Annotated in this window: 15 protein-coding genes; 12 read left to right on the forward strand and 3 right to left on the reverse strand. The window is 68.4% G+C overall.

Going from position 1 to position 16773, the window contains the following annotated elements; translation table 11 throughout:
- Nucleotides 1-10 precede the first annotated feature (10 nt).
- Both BX604_RS09250 and BX604_RS09255 read left to right on the forward strand, forming a co-directional pair.
- The gene (locus BX604_RS09250; protein WP_098550479.1) at nucleotides 11-937 is read left to right on the forward strand and encodes a D-amino acid aminotransferase; all 927 of its coding nucleotides are present in this window, start codon (nucleotides 11-13) and stop codon (nucleotides 935-937) included.
- Complete coding sequence (locus BX604_RS09255; protein ID WP_098550480.1) at nucleotides 937-1245, forward strand: HP0495 family protein; 309 nt, start codon at nucleotides 937-939, stop codon at nucleotides 1243-1245. The genes BX604_RS09250 and BX604_RS09255 overlap by 1 nt, the downstream gene beginning before the upstream one ends.
- Here BX604_RS09255 and BX604_RS09260 read toward each other — a convergent pair.
- Nucleotides 1229-2215, reverse strand: a complete 987-nt coding sequence (locus tag BX604_RS09260; RefSeq protein ID WP_098550481.1) for a transcriptional regulator GcvA — start codon at nucleotides 2213-2215, stop codon at nucleotides 1229-1231. The genes BX604_RS09255 and BX604_RS09260 overlap by 17 nt on opposite strands.
- Before the next feature lie 102 nt (nucleotides 2216-2317).
- Between BX604_RS09260 and BX604_RS09265 the strand changes: the two genes are divergently transcribed.
- The 6 genes from BX604_RS09265 to BX604_RS09290 all read left to right on the forward strand — a co-directional run bounded on the left by BX604_RS09265 (nucleotide 2318) and on the right by BX604_RS09290 (nucleotide 7553).
- The gene (locus BX604_RS09265; protein ID WP_098552795.1) at nucleotides 2318-2644 is read left to right on the forward strand and encodes a DUF2917 domain-containing protein; all 327 of its coding nucleotides are present in this window, start codon (nucleotides 2318-2320) and stop codon (nucleotides 2642-2644) included.
- 83 nt (nucleotides 2645-2727) lie between these two features.
- Complete coding sequence (gene lipB / locus BX604_RS09270) at nucleotides 2728-3483, forward strand: lipoyl(octanoyl) transferase LipB (protein WP_098550482.1); 756 nt, start codon at nucleotides 2728-2730, stop codon at nucleotides 3481-3483.
- Complete coding sequence (gene lipA, locus BX604_RS09275; protein WP_059451537.1) at nucleotides 3476-4468, forward strand: lipoyl synthase; 993 nt, start codon at nucleotides 3476-3478, stop codon at nucleotides 4466-4468. Before lipB ends, lipA begins: the two co-directional genes overlap by 8 nt.
- A 257-nt stretch (nucleotides 4469-4725) precedes the next feature.
- The gene (tauA, locus tag BX604_RS09280; RefSeq protein WP_098550483.1) at nucleotides 4726-5742 is read left to right on the forward strand and encodes a taurine ABC transporter substrate-binding protein; all 1017 of its coding nucleotides are present in this window, start codon (nucleotides 4726-4728) and stop codon (nucleotides 5740-5742) included.
- Nucleotides 5743-5790: 48 nt separating this feature from the next.
- Nucleotides 5791-6588: a taurine ABC transporter ATP-binding protein gene (locus BX604_RS09285; RefSeq protein ID WP_098550484.1), complete on the forward strand. Its 798-nt coding sequence runs from the start codon at nucleotides 5791-5793 to the stop codon at nucleotides 6586-6588.
- Complete coding sequence (locus BX604_RS09290; RefSeq protein WP_098550485.1) at nucleotides 6588-7553, forward strand: ABC transporter permease subunit; 966 nt, start codon at nucleotides 6588-6590, stop codon at nucleotides 7551-7553. The genes BX604_RS09285 and BX604_RS09290 overlap by 1 nt, the downstream gene beginning before the upstream one ends.
- A gap of 53 nt (nucleotides 7554-7606) precedes the next feature.
- Here BX604_RS09290 and ggt read toward each other — a convergent pair whose 3' ends face one another.
- On the reverse strand, nucleotides 7607-9490 hold the full coding sequence (gene ggt, locus BX604_RS09295; RefSeq protein WP_098550486.1) for a gamma-glutamyltransferase: 1884 nt from the start codon (nucleotides 9488-9490) through the stop codon (nucleotides 7607-7609).
- A 70-nt stretch (nucleotides 9491-9560) separates the two neighbouring features.
- Nucleotides 9561-10523 carry a LysR family transcriptional regulator gene (locus BX604_RS09300; protein ID WP_098550487.1) on the reverse strand — a complete coding sequence of 321 codons (963 nt, stop codon included), beginning with the start codon at nucleotides 10521-10523 and terminating at the stop codon, nucleotides 9561-9563.
- 270 nt (nucleotides 10524-10793) lie between these two features.
- Here BX604_RS09300 and BX604_RS09305 point away from each other — a divergent pair, with 270 nt between their 5' ends.
- Genes BX604_RS09305 through BX604_RS09320 form a run of 4 tightly spaced genes read left to right on the forward strand, consistent with a single transcriptional unit; the run spans nucleotide 10794 to nucleotide 16548 of the window.
- Complete coding sequence (locus tag BX604_RS09305; protein ID WP_098550488.1) at nucleotides 10794-12926, forward strand: 3-hydroxyacyl-CoA dehydrogenase NAD-binding domain-containing protein; 2133 nt, start codon at nucleotides 10794-10796, stop codon at nucleotides 12924-12926.
- A 29-nt stretch (nucleotides 12927-12955) separates the two neighbouring features.
- Entirely contained in the window at nucleotides 12956-14161 is a 1206-nt protein-coding gene (locus tag BX604_RS09310; RefSeq protein ID WP_098550489.1) for an acyl-CoA dehydrogenase family protein, read from the forward strand.
- Nucleotides 14162-14175: 14 nt separating this feature from the next.
- Nucleotides 14176-15312, forward strand: a complete 1137-nt coding sequence (locus BX604_RS09315) for an acyl-CoA dehydrogenase family protein (protein WP_098550490.1) — start codon at nucleotides 14176-14178, stop codon at nucleotides 15310-15312.
- A gap of 30 nt (nucleotides 15313-15342) precedes the next feature.
- Nucleotides 15343-16548 (forward strand): CaiB/BaiF CoA transferase family protein, encoded by a 1206-nt coding sequence (locus BX604_RS09320; RefSeq protein ID WP_098552796.1) that lies wholly within the window; start codon nucleotides 15343-15345, stop codon nucleotides 16546-16548.
- Nucleotides 16549-16773 lie beyond the last annotated feature (225 nt).

Below are 16773 nucleotides of genomic sequence, written 5' to 3' on the forward strand. Positions count from 1 at the left end.
TGGTATTGCTATGAGCCAAGCCGAATTCGAACCGATCGTCTACCTCAGCGTGTCGTCGCAGGAGGAACTGGTGCCGCTGTCGCAAGCCCGTGTCCCGGTGCTCGACCGCGGGTTCATCTTCGGCGATGGCGTGTATGAAGTCGTGCCCGTCTATGCGCATGCCGGCGCGCACGTGCCGTTCCGGATCGAGCAGCATCTGGAGCGGCTCGCGCGCAGCCTGAAGAAGATCGGCATCGACAGCCCGCACGACGCGGCCGGCTGGCGCGCGCTGATCGAGCGCGTGCTCGCCGCGAACGCGGAAGGCCTCGTCGACAGCAACGCGCTCGTCTACCTGCAGGTGACGCGCGGTGTCGCGAAGCGTGGCCACGCGTTCCCGCCGAATGCGGTGCCGACGGTGTTCGCGATGACGAGTCCGCTGCGCCTGCCGCCGGACGAAGAGCGCGCGCAGGGCGTGCGTTGCGTGACGGCCGAGGACCGCCGCTGGCTGCATTGCGACATCAAGTCGATCTCGCTGCTCGGCAACGTGCTGATGGCGCAGCATGCGGCCGAACGCGATGCGTTCGAGACGATCCAGCTGCGCGACGACAACCTGACCGAAGGCTCGTCGTCGAACGTGTGGATCGTGAAGAACGGCGAACTGATGGCGCCGCCGCGCAGCAACAAGATCCTCGAAGGGATCCGCTACGCGCTGGTCGAGCAGTTGGCGGACGAGTGCGGGATTCCGTTCGTTTCGCGCGAGATCAGCGAGGTCGAGCTGCGCTCGGCCGACGAAATCCTGATCACGTCGGCCACGAAGGAAATTTTGCCCGTCACGTCGCTCGACGACCTGCCCGTGCAGGGCGGCAAGCCGGGCCCCGTGTTCGCGGCGTTGTACGACGCGTACCAGCGTGCGAAGGCGCGCGAGTTTGAACAGTTTGACCTAACCCGGAGAAAGTGATGAGCGAACCGACCAAAACCGTCGAGGTCACCGGCGCGATCGATGCGCGGAAGGAGTCGCTGCTGGAGTTTCCGTGCGATTTCCCGATCAAGATCATGGGCAAGGCGCACCCGGAGTTCAAGGACACGATCTTCAAGGTCGTATCCGTCCACGACAACGAGATCGACGTCGAGAAGATCGAAGAGCGCGCGTCGAGCGGCGGTAACTACACCGGCCTCACGATCACCGTGCGCGCGACGAGCCAGGAACAGCTCGACGACATCTACCGTGCACTGACCGGCCATCCGATGGTCAAGGTCGTGCTGTAACGCCCTTCCATCCTCCTTCCTGCGCGCACTCGGCGGGGGTCTTCCCCGCCGCGCGCCGCGCGTCCAGCTCGTCGCACAGCAGCTTGAACTTGGCGACTTCCTCGAGAATCCACGTCCTGAACGCCTGCACGCGCGGTGTGTTCAGCAGCGGCGGCGGACACACGAAGAAATAGTGCCACGGGCTCGGCCCGTCGATGTCGAACAGGCGCACGAGGCGCCCGTCGAGCAGGTCGTGCACCGCGAGCGAGCGGCGTATCAGCGCGATGCCCTGGCCGTCGATCGCGGCCAGCAACAGGTTCGACGAATCCTGGTACAGAATCCCGCGTTTCGGCTCGGTCAGCGTGTCGAGCCCCGCCGCGTCGAACCACGGCCGCCACAGCTCGTCGTCCGAGCGCAGCAGGTTGTAGTGCACGAGATCGGCGGGCGTCTGCGGCAGCTTGCCGCCGTTCAGCGTTGGCGCGCACGCCGGAAAGAACACCTCTTCGAACAGCGGCTCGACATGCAGCCCCGGATAGCTGCCGAAGCCGAAGCGGATCGCGAGGTCGACGTCGTCGCGCGCGAAATCGGTCAGCGTGTTGGTCGACTGCAGTTCGACGTCGATTTCCGGATGCCGCTCGATGAACGTGCCGATGCGCGGCGTGACGAAGCGCGCGGCGAACGACGACAGCATCGACACCACCAGCCGCCGGTCGCGATCGCTCGCGCGCACTTCGCGCGTCGCGTCGGAGAGCATCATCAGCGCGGTGCGCACCTGCTGCGCGTAGCGCATGCCGGCGCCCGTCAGGCACAGCCGCTTGCCGTTGCGCGTGAACAGCTGAACGCCCAGTTCCTCTTCGAGCGCACGTACCTGGTGGCTGACCGCGCCGTGCGTGACGAACAGTTCGTCGGCGGCGCGCGAGAAATTCTCGTGACGGGCGGCGGCTTCGAACGCGCGAATCGCATTCAGTGCAGGGAGCTGGCGGAGGTCCATTTGCTAATTTTCCTCACATCGACGTGAAAATTGGTCGTTTGGTCGGGCGCCTTTAAGTGACTACGATTGTAGCCATCGAAGCACTTCTTGGCGGAGTCGATCATGCAAGAAATTTCCTCAAGCATCACGTTCGAAATCCCTGCAGGCGAAACCGTACCGATGCGGGTACAACGCAGCACGCGCCTGACGGTTCACTGCGGCCCTGTCTGGGCGACGCGCAGCAACGACGTCGAAGACTACTTCCTGGTCGACGGCGAGACGCTCAAGCTGCGCCGCGGCGAGCGGCTGTGGCTCAGCGCGGACAGCCCGCACAGCGCACACGTGGCGTTTTCGGTGTCGCGGCCGCCCGCGGAAGTCGCGCGCGGCGTGCTCGGGCGGCTGCGCAATCGCGTGAACGTGCTGCTTCACGGCGGCTGGCGCACCGTCTGACGGACCTTTCGTCCGACGGATACTCGCGATCAGTCCCCTTCCAAGGCCGGCGAGACGCATGGGTTTTCGGTAAACTACCGCCCATGTCCGTCTCGCCGGTTTCCATCGTGTCCACGCCTGTTGCCGTTTCCGAATCGCCCGCCGGGTCCCCGGTGCAGCCCGTGTCGCCGGTCACCGTGCGCTGGCGGGGCAGCGAGGCCTACGAGACGAGCTTCGATGCGATGCGCGCGTTCACCGACACGCGCACGGCCGACACCGGCGACGAAATCTGGGTCGTCGAGCATCCGCCCGTCTACACGCTCGGCCAGGCCGGCGACCCGGCCCACCTGCTGGTGGCCGACAGCGGCGTGCCGCTCGTGAAGGTCGACCGCGGCGGACAAATCACCTACCACGGCCCCGGCCAGATCGTCGTCTACCTGCTGCTGGACCTGCGCCGGCGCAAGCTGATGGTGCGCACGCTCGTGACGAAAATCGAGGAGGCCGTGATCGAAACCCTCGCGGCGTATAATCTCGCTTCGGTCCGCAAGGCGGGCGCGCCGGGAATCTACGTGGCATCCGGCGTGCACGAAGGCGCGAAAATCGCGGCCCTCGGCCTGAAGATCCGCAACGGCTGCAGTTATCACGGGCTGAGCCTGAACGTGAAAATGGATCTGCGCCCGTTTCTTGCGATCAACCCGTGCGGCTATGCCGGACTGGAAACCGTCGACATGGCGAGCCTCGAGGTTGCCGCCGACTGGAACGACGTCGCCCACACGCTGGTGGGTCGTCTGATTGCCAACCTCGATGGCGTATCCGCGGCCGCCGACAAGCCGCAGGCACTGGAACATTCGAATGACTGACGTTACCGCTTCCCCCGCACCGGCCGATTCGGCCGCGACCCCGGCCTACGACCCGACCGCCAAGCAGAAGGCGCAGGCGAAGACGGCGCGCATCCCGATCAAGGTCATTCCGATCGAGAAGCTGAAGAAGCCGGAGTGGATCCGCGTGAAGGCGGCCACCGGTAGCTCGCGCTTCAACGAGATCAAGACGATCCTGCGCGAGCACAACCTGCACACCGTGTGCGAGGAAGCGAGCTGCCCGAACATCGGCGAATGCTTCGGCAAGGGCACCGCGACGTTCATGATCATGGGCGACAAGTGCACGCGCCGCTGCCCGTTCTGCGACGTCGGCCACGGCCGTCCCGATCCGCTCGACGCCGACGAACCGAAGAACCTCGCGCGCACGATCGCGGCGCTGAAGCTCAAGTACGTGGTGATCACGAGCGTCGACCGCGACGACCTGCGCGACGGTGGCGCGGCTCACTTCGTCGAGTGCATCCGCGAAGTGCGCGAGCAGTCGCCGGAAACGCGTATCGAAATCCTGACGCCGGACTTCCGCGGCCGCCTCGACCGCGCGATCTCGATCCTGAACGCGGCGCCGCCCGACGTGATGAACCACAACCTCGAAACGGTGCCGCGCCTGTACAAGGAAGCGCGCCCGGGTTCGGACTACGCGCACTCGCTGAAGCTCCTGAAGGACTTCAAGGCGCTGCATCCGGACGTCGCGACGAAGTCGGGCCTGATGGTCGGCCTCGGCGAGACCGAAGAGGAAATCCTGCAGGTGATGCGCGACCTGCGCGCGCACGACGTCGACATGCTGACGATCGGCCAGTACCTGCAGCCGTCGGAGCACCACCTGCCGGTGCGTGCGTACGTGCATCCGGACACGTTCAAGATGTACGAGGAAGAGGCGTACAAGATGGGCTTCACGCACGCGGCCGTCGGCGCGATGGTGCGGTCGAGCTATCACGCCGATCTGCAGGCGCATGGGGCCGGGGTGGTCTGAGCACCGCATTCGCCTTCATCTGCCGAAGTCCCGCAGTCGAAAAAAGCCCGCAGCGATGCGGGCTTTTTCGTTGGCGCAGCGAGTGCGTGCGTATCCGCATGGCAATCGCCATCCGACCGGACGCGCGATCCAATCGAGCGCGAAAAGCAAAGCTGAAACGGCGTCGATAGCTTCGCAGGATAAGTTCGCTCCCGTCGCGCATAAAGCTCGTAAAGTCGGCTCTCCCGCAGCAATGCCCGCATTCGAAGGAGAGCCGCATGTCCCGTTTCAACTTCATCCGCCGCGCCGTCGTCGCGCTGACCGCCTTTGCCGCGTTCGGCGCGGCGCACGCCGAATCGCGCGAAGTCGTGATCGCGTACCAGGACATGGTCGTGCCGTGGCGCTACGCGCAGGCGAGCGGTGAAGTCGAAAAGGCGACCGGCTACAAGGTCACGTTCCGCAAGCTCGACAGCGGTGCCGACGTGATTCGCGCGCTCGCATCGGGCTCCGTGCAGCTCGGCGAAGCCGGCTCCAGCCCGATTGCGGCCGGCCTGTCGCAGGGGCTCGACATCTCGCTGTTCTGGGTGCTCGACAACATCAACGACGCCGAGGCGCTCGTCGCGCGCAACGGCTCGGGCGTGACCAGCATCGCCGCGCTGAAGGGCAGGAAGATCGGCGTGCCGTTCGTGTCGACGTCGCATTTCCATACGCTCGTCGCGCTGCAGGCCGCGGGCGTCAATCCGAACGACGTGAAGATCGTCAACCTGCGTCCGCCTGAAGTCGCGGCGGCCTGGGCGCGCGGCGACATCGACGCGACCTACATCTGGGATCCGGTGCTCGCGAAGGTCAAGCAGTCGGGCACGGTGCTGACAACGTCGGGCCAGGTCGCGAAGGAAAGCGGCAAGGCGACCTTCGACGGCTTCGTCGTGAGCCGCAAGTTCGCACGCGAGAACCCGGCGTTCGTCGCGGGCTTCGTGAAGGTGCTCGCCTCCGCCGACGCCGATTACCGTGCGCACGCGGCGGCGTGGAAGGTCGGCTCGCCGCAGGTCGCGGCGGTCGCGAAGGTATCGGGCGCGAACGCGCAGGACGTGCCGGCGAGCCTCGCGCTCTACGCATTCCCGACGCCGGCCGAGCAGGCATCGCCGACGTGGCTCGGCGGCGGCGCGCAGTCGGGCGCCGCGAAGTCGCTCGCGGCCACCGCCGCGTTCCTGAAATCGCAAGGCACGATCCAGACGGTGCTCGCCGACTACTCGGTCGGCGTCGATCCGCAGTTCGTGCAGAAGGCCGCGCACTGAGCGCGGCCACCCGGACCACTCAGGAAACGCATCGCGGAGCCCACGATCATGAGCACGCTGGAAGTCCGTCAGGTATCGGTCGATTACCCGGGCGAGCGCGGTCGGCCGACGACGCAGGCGCTCGCGCGCGTCGACCTGCGCATCGATGCCGGTGAATTCGTCGTCGCGCTCGGCGCGTCCGGGTGCGGGAAGACGACGCTGCTGAACTGCATGGCCGGCTTCGTCGCGCCGACGACGGGCGACGTGCGCGTCGACGGCGTGCCGGTCACGGGCCCCGGCGCCGATCGCGGCGTCGTGTTCCAGAAATATGCGCTGCTGCCGTGGCTCGACGTGCTCGAGAACGTCGCGCTCGGGCTGCGCTTCGCGCGCGTGTCGAAGGCCGAACGCGACGCACGGGCGCGCGAGATGCTCGCGCTCGTCGGCCTCGAGCGCCATGCGCATGCGCGCGTGTACGAACTGTCCGGCGGGATGCAGCAGCGCGTCGGCATCGCGCGGGCGCTCGCGAGCGATCCGCGCGTGCTGCTGATGGACGAGCCGATGGGCGCGCTCGACGCGATGACGCGCGGCACGATGCAGGCGCTCGTGCTCGACGTGTGGGCGCGCACCGGCAAGACGGTGTTCTTCATCACGCACGACGTCGAAGAGGCGTTGTTCCTCGCGACGCGTCTCGTCGTGATGACGCCCGGCCCCGGGCGCATCGCGGAGACGTTCGAGCTGCCGTTCGCGCGGCGCTACGTCGAATCGCGCGATGCGCGCGCGGTGAAGTCGTCGCCGGATTTCATCGCGTGGCGCGAGCGGCTGATCGCGTATCTGCATCGCGACGAGCCGGTCGGGGAGACTGCGTGATGCACGAGTTCGCGCGGCAGGGCGCGTCCGTCGGGCGCGGCCGGATCAGTACTTTGCACAGGCAGGACGACATGAGCACGCAGGATTCGTGGGCGGCCGATCGAACGGCCGCGGGGTTCGGAGAAGGTGAGCGCGGCACGCAGCGGCGCGATGCAACGCGTTCGGTGCGTGCGTCGCATCGCTACCGGTTGCCGGGGCAGGGGAAGACGGCCGCCTTGAGCGCGGCGACGGTCGCGGCGCTGGTCGTGCTGTGGTGGGTCGCGACGCATCTGCAGTGGCTGCCGCCGCTGTTCCTGCCCGCGCCGGAAGCGGTGTGGGCGGCGTTCGTCGACGCGTGGCACGGCCGCATCCAGGGCGGCCTGCCGTTGTCCGAGCATCTGATGTGGAGCGCCGCGCGCGTGTTCGGCGCGTTCGCGCTCGCGACCGCGATCGGCGTGCCGGCCGGCATCCTGATGGGCGTGAGCCGCATCGCGCGCGGGGTGCTCGATCCGCTGCTGGAGTTCTACCGGCCGCTGCCGCCGCTCGCGTACCTGCCGCTCGTGGTGATCTGGTTCGGCATCGACGAAACGGCGAAGCTGGTCGTGATCTTCCTCGCGTGCTTCGCGCCGATCGCGATGGCGGCGCGCGCCGGCGTGCGCGCGGCGACGGTCGAGCAGATCAACGCCGCGTATTCGCTCGGCGGCAGCTTCGCGCAGATCGTGCGCCACGTCGTGCTGCCGGCCGCGCTGCCGGAAATCCTCACCGGGCTGCGGATTGCGATCGGCTTCGGCTGGACGACGCTCGTCGCGGCCGAGATGGTCGCCGCGACGGCCGGGCTCGGGCAGATGGTGCTCAATGCATCGAGCTTCCTGCGCACCGATATCGTCGTGATGGGAATCCTGATCATCGGCGCGATCGCGTGGCTGTTCGATCTCGCGATGCGCTGGGTCGAGCGGCGGGTGGTGCCGTGGAAGGGGCGTGGGTGATGCAGAAGCGGGGCGGCGCATGCGCGCCGTCTCGGCCAGCCCGGCCTGTCACCTCAATCCCCCATCGCCACGCCTTCGCGCCGCGGGTCCGCACCACCGAACCACACCGTCTGCCCCTGCACGTTCAACCGCTGAATCCCCTGCAGTCCCGAGTTCATCTCGACGAGCTGCACGTCATGCCCGCGGCCCTTCAGCCCGTCGATGAGCGCATCCGATACGCGTCCGCGCTCGAGCTGCGTCGGCCCGTTCATCGACCCGAAGTTCGGCAGCGCGATCGCCTGCTGCATCGTCATCCCCCAGTCGAGCACGCCGATCAGCGCCTTCGCGACGTGGTTGATGATCGCGGGGCCGCCGGCTGAACCGACGATCATCGTCACCTGCTTCGTCTTCTGGTCGAACACCAGTTCCGGCGACATCGCCGAGCGCGGCCGCTTGCCGGGCTGCACGCGGTTCGCGACCGGCCGGCCGTTCTCGCTCGACACGAACGAGAAATCGGTGAGCTGGTTGTTCAGCAGGAAGCCGCGCACCATCAGCCGCGAACCGAACGCGTCTTCGATGCTGGTCGTCATCGACAGCGCCTGGCCGTAGCGATCGACGATCGCGATGTCGGACGTCGACGGCAATTCGGGGCTGTGGTCGTCGGCCATCGCGAGCGTCGCGCCCTGCGGCGTGCCGGCCTGCGCGATGCCCATGCTGTTGTCGCCGATCAGGCGCGCGCGTTGCGCGAGATAGGTCTTGTCGGTGAGGCTCGCCCAGTTGCCGCCCGGCAGCGGCACGAAATCGGGATCGGCGACGTAGCGCGCGCGGTCCGCATACGCGAGGCGGCCGGCCTCGCTGAACAGGTGCGCGGCGAACGGCGTCGGCTCGTAGCCGAGCTCGGTGCGGACCGGCTTCTGCACACCGATCTGCTGCCAGTCGGGCATCGCCTGGAGGATGCCGAGCATCTGCGCGATCGCGAGGCCGCCCGACGACGGCGGCGGCATCCCGCAGACGACCGAGCGCCGGTAATCGGTACACAGCGGCGCACGCACCTTCGTCTTGTAGCGCGCGAGATCCTGCAGCGACAGCAGGCCCGGATTGGTCGGATGCTTGCGCACTTTCGCGACGATGTCGCGCGCGATCGCGCCGGTGTAGAACGCATTCGCGCCGCGGTCGGCGACCTGGCGCAGCACGGTCGCGAGCGCGGGGTTCTTCAGCACCGTGCCGGCCGCCTTCGGCGTGCCGTCCTTGTTGTAGAAGTACGCACGCGCGGCCGGATCGTTCATCAGGTACTTGTCGTTCGCGATCAGCATCGCCAGGCGCGGGCTGATGGTGAAGCCGTGCTCGGCGAGCCGGATCGCGGGCTGGAACAGCCGGCGCCACGGCAGCTTGCCGTGCGCGCGGTGCGCGGCGTCGAGCATGCGCAGCACGCCCGGCGTGCCGACCGAACGCCCGCCGACGACACCTTCGTAGAACCCCATCGGCTGGCCGGTCGGGCCGTAGAACAGGCGATCGGTCGCGGCGGCCGGCGCGGTTTCGCGGCCGTCGTACGCCTGCGTCGCACGGCCGTCGAAGTACAGCATGAACGCGCCGCCGCCGAGCCCCGACGATTGCGGTTCGACGAGCGCGAGCACCATCTGGGTTGCGATCGCCGCGTCGATCGCGGTGCCGCCGGCCTTCAGCATGTCGTAGCCGGCCTGCGTCGCGAGCGGGTTCGCGGCCGCGATCATGAAGTGCTGCGAGGTCCAGCCCGGCTTGTCGGTCCAGCCGGACGACAGTTCGGGCGCGTGAACGCCGGGCAGCGGCACCGCGGCGCCCGACGCGGCGGCAACCGGGACGACGGCGCCCGACGGTGCGGACGGCGACGTGCAGCCGGCGTTGAACGTGACGAGCGCGACGAGCGCGAGCGCGGCGACGAGCGTCGGGGGACGCGAATGCGGACGAATCCGGTCGAACATGGAACCCTCGGCAACGGTGAATTCGAAGGCGGCGGCGTGTGCGCGGCACGCGCTCCGCACGGGCGGCGGGCTATTGTCGCCGCGCGGCCGGCGGATTGTCACCCGACAGGAAACCCTGACGGATCCCGCCGGGCCCGCCCCGGCCGGTCTTTCCGGCCTGTTCGAGGATGAACTCTATGAACGTCGAGGTCGCGCGCGTGTGGTGCCGGTTCGGCATGTACAGCATGTACATGTGCGTGCCGAAGATGCTGAGACGGTATGCGTCGAGCGACGTGACGACCGCGCCGCGCCGGATGTCGTCCTGCATCACGTAGTCGGGCACGATGCCGACGCCGATCCCGGCGAGGATCGCCTGACGCAGGAACAGGAAGTTCTCCGAAATCAGCGTGGGCTCGAGCAGCACCTCGTGGCGCTCATCGCCGAGATACGCGGCGATCCGCAGATGCCGCCCCAGCACCGTCGCGGTGACGACCGGCGAGGCAGCCAGCGCGTCGAGGCTCGCGGGCATCCCGTGCGCGGCTGCGAACGCGGGCGACGCGCACGCGATGTAGCGCACCGTGCCCATGTCGCGCGCGACGAGATTCTGCGGCGGCTCCGACATCACGCGGACCGCGATGTCGACTTCGTCGCGCATCAGGTCCTCCACGCGATTCTCGAACACCACGTCGAGCACGATGCCCGGATGCAGCCGCTTGAACGCGAGCAGCCATTCGGACATCACCATCTGCCCATAGCCGCTCGGCACCGACAGCCGCACGCGGCCCTGCAGGTCCTGGCCGAGCGTCGTCACCGATTCCTGCGCGGCGAGCAGTTCGTTGCGGATGCGCCGGCCGTGCTCGTACAGCTTCAGCCCGATCTCGGTCGGCTCGATGCGCCGCGTCGTGCGCCGCACGAGCTGCTGGCCGATCGAGCGCTCGAGCTGGTTCAGCCGGTAGCTGACGTTCGCGCGGCTCATCTTGAGTCGCTGCGCGGCCTTGCTCAGGTTGCCCGCGTCGAGGATCTCGACGAGCAGCGTCAGCGCGTTCAGGTCCATGCGGGTGTCTCCTGATCCGTCCCGTTTAACGATCCAACACGATCTGAAACGGTCCGAAAGCATTCAGTGTCAAGTCGGACTTGACAGCTTGTAAAGGCGTGCGGGAATTGTCAATAAATCTCGATCAATCGAGAATCGAGTCATGCCCGGCGTATCGCCGGATCTTGGCCCGCTTCGTGCGGGACCGGGGCAGGTGCCCCGGCGCCGTGCGCGTGGCCGCGAGGTCCGTACCCGGCGCCGGCGCACCCGCCGCCGCGTCAAGGAGACACGATGAACTCACCCGCTTTCCCCGCAACTCCGGCCGGCACCGTCACGCGCGAACGGCGCGACAAGGTGCTCGTCGTCACGATCGACCATCCGCCCGTCAATGCGCTGTCCGCCGATGTGCGGCGCGGCCTCGCCGACGCGCTCGACGCCGCGCAGGCCGACGACGCGATCCGCACGGTGCTGATCGTCGGCGCCGGCCGCAACTTCATCGCGGGCGCCGACATCCGCGAATTCGGCAAGCCGCCGGTGCCGCCGTCGCTGCCCGACGTGTGCGAGCGGATCGAGTCGAGCGCGAAGCCGGTCGTGGTCGCGCTGCACGGCGCGACGCTCGGCGGCGGCCTCGAGGTCGCGCTCGCCGCGCATTACCGGCTCGCGGTGCCCGGCGCGAAGCTCGGGTTGCCCGAAGTCACGCTCGGCCTGCTGCCCGGCGCGGGCGGCACGCAGCGCGCGCCGCGCCTGATCGGCGCGACGGCCGCGCTCGACCTGATGCTGACGGGGCGCCACGCGAGCGCCGACGAAGCGCTCGCGCTCGGCCTCGTCGATCGCGTCGCGCACAGCGACGACACGCTTGCCGAAGGGCTCGCCTACGCGCAGGAACTCGTGTCGCTCGGCGCACCGGTGCGGCGCACGCGCGACGCGCAGGGTCTTGCCGATCGCGTGGCCGCGCAGGCCGCGATCGACGCGGCGCGCGCCGAACTGCCGAAGAAGTCGCGCGGGTTGTTCTCGCCGGCAAAGATCGTCGACGCGGTCGAGGCCGCGCTCACGCAGCCGTTCGACGCCGGGATGAAGCTCGAACGCAGCCTGTTCCTGCAATGCATCGACAGCCCGCAGCGCGCGGGCCTCGTGCACGCATTCTTCGCGGAACGCGAAGCCGCGAAGGCGCCCGAGGCGCGCCGCGCGAGCGCGCGTCCGGTCGAGCGGATCGGCGTGGTCGGCGGCGGCACGATGGGCGCGGGCATCGCGGTCGCGGCACTCGACGCCGGGCTGCCGGTGACGATGATCGAACGCGACGAAGCGTCGCTCGCGCGCGGCCGTGCGCATGTCGAGAAGGTGTACGACGGCCTCGTCGCGAAGGGGCGCATGACGCCGGCCGCACACGCGGCGCGGCTCGCGCGCTTCAAGGGCAGCACGTCGTACGACGCGCTCGCGCAGGCCGACGTCGTGATCGAGGCCGTGTTCGAGGACATGGCCGTGAAGCAGGCCGTGTTCGCCGAACTCGCGCGCGTGTGCAAGCCGGGCGCGGTGCTCGCGACCAACACGTCGTATCTCGACATCGACGAACTGGCGGCCGGCACCGACCGGCCCGGCGACGTGATCGGCCTGCACTTCTTCTCGCCGGTCAACGTGATGAAGCTGCTCGAAATCGTCGTGCCGGCGCGCGTGAGTGCGGACGTCGTCGCGACCGCGTTCGCGCTCGCGAAGCAACTGAAGAAGACGCCGGTGCGCGCAGGCGTGTGCGACGGCTTCATTGGCAACCGGATCCTCGCCGTCTACCGCACCGCGGCCGACTACCTGATGGAAGACGGCGCGTCGCCGTACCAGATCGATCGCGCGGTGCGCGCATTCGGCTTTCCGATGGGGCCGTTCCAGGTCGTCGACCTCGCGGGCGGCGACATCGGCTGGGCGACCCGCAAGCGCCGCGCGGCGACGCGCGATCCGCGCGCGCGCTACGTCGAGATATCCGACCGGCTGTGCGAGCGCGGCTGGTTCGGGCAGAAGACCGCGCGCGGCTATTACCTGTACCCGGACGGCGCGCGGGTCGGCACGCCGGATCCGGAAGTCGACGCGATCGTCGCCGACGAGCGCGCGAAGAAGGGCGTCACGCCGCGCGAATTCAGCGACGAAGAGATCCTGCGCCGCTACCTCGCCGCGATGATCAACGAAGGCGCGAACGTCGTGTACGAAAAGATCGCGCTGCGCCCGCTCGACGTCGACGCGGTGTTCCTGTACGGCTACGGCTTCCCGCGCTATCGCGGCGGCCCGATGCACTACGCGGACACCGTCGGCCTCGCGAACGTGCTCGCCGACATCCGCGCGTTCGCGCAGGAGGATCCGCTGTTCTGGAAGCCTTCGCCGCTCATCGTCGAACTGGTCGAGCGCGGCGCGGATTTCGCGAGCCTGAACCGCGTCGACTGAACGCCAACCGCATTCGCAACGGACTCACGATGGACCTCAATTTCACTCCCGAAGAGGAAGCGTTTCGCACCGACGTGCAGCGCTTCCTGCAAGCCGAACTGCCCGAGCGCACTGCGCGCAAGGTGAAGGGCGGCCTGCATCTGACGCGCGACGACATGCGCGAATGGCACGCGATCCTCAACGCACGCGGCTGGCTCGCGAGCCACTGGCCGCGCGAATACGGCGGCCCCGGCTGGAGCGTCGCGCAGAAGTTCCTGTTCGACAACGAATGTGCGCTTGCGGGCGCGCCGCGCATCGTCCCGTTCGGCCTGAACATGCTCGGGCCCGTGCTGATCAAGTACGGCAACGACGCGCAGAAGCGTCACTGGCTGCCGCGCATTCTCGACGGCACCGACTGGTGGTGCCAGGGATACTCGGAGCCGGGCGCCGGTTCCGATCTCGCATCGGTGAAGACGAGCGCGGTGCGCAATGGCGACCATTACGTCGTGAACGGCCAGAAGACGTGGACCACGCTCGGCCACTACGCGAACATGATCTTCTGCCTCGTGCGCACCGCGACCGACGTGCGCAAGCAGGAAGGCATCAGCTTCCTGCTGATCGACATGAACACGCCGGGCGTCGAAGTGCGCCCGATCATCACGCTCGACGGCGAACACGAGGTGAACGAAGTGTTCTTCACCGACGTGCGCGTGCCGGTGGAAAACCGGGTCGGCGAAGAGAACCGCGGCTGGACCTACGCAAAATACCTGCTCACGTACGAGCGCACCAACATCGCCGGGATCGGCTTCTCGACGGCCGCGCTCGACCGGCTGCGCGCGGTCGCCGCGAAGGTGACGAAGAACGGCCGGCCGCTCGCGGACGATCCGTTCTTCGCGGCGCGCGTCGCGCGCGTCGAGATCGAGCTGGAGAACATGCGCACGACCAACCTGCGCGTGCTGGCGGCGGTCGCGGGCGGCGGCGTGCCGGGCGCGGAAAGCTCGATGCTGAAGATCCGCGGCACGCAGATCCGCCAGGAGATCACCGCGCTGATGCGCCGCGCGATGGGGCCGTACGCGCAGCCGTTCGTCGACGATGCGCTCGATGCCGACCATGCGGACGGCCGCGGCGAGCCGGTCGGCCCGGACGAGGCCGCGAGCGCCGCGCAGCAGTACTTCAACAACCGCAAGCTGTCGATCTTCGGCGGCTCGAACGAGATCCAGAAGAACATCATCGCGAAGATGATGCTCGGGCTGTAACGAGGGACGCGACGATGGATTTCCAGCACACAGAAGACCGCCGGATGCTGGCGGACACGTTGAACCGCTTCATCGCCGAACAGTACGCATTCCCGGTGCGCGATCGCATCGCGCAGTCGGCCGAAGGCTTCGATCGCATGATGTGGCAGCGCTTTGCCGAGCTCGGCGCGGTCGGCGCGCTGTTTCCCGAAGCCGACGGCGGCTTCGGCGGCGCGGGCTTCGACATCGCCGTGGTGTTCGAATGCCTCGGGCGCGGGCTCGTGGTCGAACCGTTCCTCGGCGCGCTGCTCGCGGGCCGGGCGCTGTCGCTCGCCGGCGGCGCCGCGCATGCGGACAAGCTCGCGGCGCTGATCGACGGCAGCGCGAGCGCCGCGTTCGCGCACGACGAACCGGGCTCGCACTACGAACTGACCACCGTGCGCACGCGCGCCGAGCGCACGGCCGACGGCTGGGTGCTGACGGGCGCGAAGGGCGTCGTCGACCAGGCCGCGCAGGCGGCGTTCTTCGTCGTCAGCGCGCGCGTGTCCGGCCACGACGACGACGCGGCCGGCATCGGCCTGTTCGTCGTGCCTGCCGACGCGCCGGGCGTGTCGCTGCGCGACTACCGGAAGATCGACGGCGGCCGCGCGGCGGAAGTGCGCTTCGAGCGCGTCGCGCTGCCGGCCGATGCCGTGCTCGGCGAGCACGACGGAGAGGCCGGCGCTGCGCTGCTGGAACGCGTGCTCGGCTACGGGCTGCTCGCGCTGTCGGCGGAGGCGCTCGGCGCGATGGACGTCGCGAAGGAGGCGACGCTCGAGTATCTGCGCACGCGCAAACAGTTCGGTGTCCCGATCGGCAGCTTCCAGGCGTTGCAGCACCGGATGGCCGACCTGCTGCTCGAAATCGAGCAGGCGCGCTCGGCCGTGATCAATGCGGCCGCGCAGCTCGATGCGCCGCGCGCGGTGCGCGAGCGCGCGCTCGCGGCGGCCAAGTTCAGCATCGGCCGGATCGGCACGCTGGTCGCCGAGGAGAGCATCCAGTTGCACGGCGGGATCGGCATGACGTGGGAGCTGCCGCTGTCGCACTACGCGAAGCGGCTCGTGATGATCGATCACCAGCTCGGCGACGAGGATCATCATCTCGCGCGCTATATCGCGCTGTCGAAACAGTAAGCGCACGCCACGCGAATGGAGGCGACAGGCATGACGAACGAACCGCGCGCGTTACCGCTGGCCGGTGTGAAGGTGCTGGATTTCTCGCGCGTGCTCGCGGGACCGTGGAGCGCGATGGTGCTCGCCGATTTCGGTGCGGAAGTGATCAAGGTCGAGCATCCGGCGCGCGGCGACGACACGCGCGACTGGGGGCTGCGCGTCGGCAATACCGAGACGACGTACTTCAACAGCGTGAACCGCAGCAAGCGGTCGATCTGCGTCGACCTCCAGACCGAAGCAGGGCAGCGCATCGCGCGCGAGCTGGCCGCGCAGGCCGACGTGCTGATCCACAACTTCAAGTCCGGCGGCGCGGAAAAGCTCGGGCTCGGCTACGACGCGCTGGCCGAGCTGAATCCACGGCTCGTCCATTGCGCGATCTCGGGCTACGACCGTTCGGGCCCGGAGGCCGCGCGGCCCGGTTACGACCTCGTCGTGCAGGGCGAGGCCGGGCTGATGGCGCTGAACGGCGAGGCCGGCCAGCCGCCGCTGAAGTTCGGTGTCGCGGCGGTCGACCTGTTCACCGGCATGTATTCGGCGCAGGCGGTTCTCGCCGCGCTGTACGAACGTCATGCGACGGGGCGCGGGCGTCGCATCGAGATGGCGCTGTTCGACTGCGGGCTGATGATTACCGCGTACTACGGACTCGACGCGCTGCTCACGGGTGAGGATCCGCCGCGCTACGGCAACGCGCATCCGTCGATCGTCCCGTACGGCGTGTTCGACGCGGCCGACGGTCCGCTCGTGATCACGGTCGGCAACAACACGCAGTTCACGCGCTTCTGCGACGTGATCGAGCGGCCCGACCTCGCAGCCGACGCGCGCTTCAAGACCAACCTCGGCCGCTCGCAGAACCGCGCCGACCTGCTGCCGGAGATTCGCGGCGAACTCGCGCGCCGGCCGCGCGCGACGCTGCTTGCGGCGCTCGCCGAAGCGGGCATTCCGTGCGGCGAAGTGCTCGGGCTGCACGACGCGCTGACGTCGGAACGCGCGACGCGCGCGGGGCTCGTCACGCGGCAGCCGCATCCGGTCGCGGGCGGCGTCGACGTGCTGGCGCCGCCGTATCGCTTCGACGGCGCGCGGTTGCCGGTGCGGAGTGCGCCGCCGGTGCTCGGCGCCGATACGGACGACGTGCTGGGCGACTGGCTCGGGCTGTCGGCGGACGAGCTGGCGCGGCTGCATGCGGACCGGATCGTGTAGATCGACCGGGCCGTTCGTCTGAGGAAAGCATGAATCCGTCCGGATCACCGGACGGATGTTTTCCGGAAATCCGGAATCCCGGATTTTCTTGCCTGCCGCATTATGAGAAATTCAATAAAAACAATGGCTTGATGGCTTCCGGAGACCTGGCATCGACCTTGCAATATGAAAAGCACGGCCATCCCCCGGCCTGACTATTAAACCAAGGAGACAATCGATGACCAC

This window comes from Burkholderia sp. JKS000303 (assembly GCF_002563755.1).
GTDB classification, from domain to species: Bacteria; Pseudomonadota; Gammaproteobacteria; order Burkholderiales; family Burkholderiaceae; genus Burkholderia; species Burkholderia anthina_B.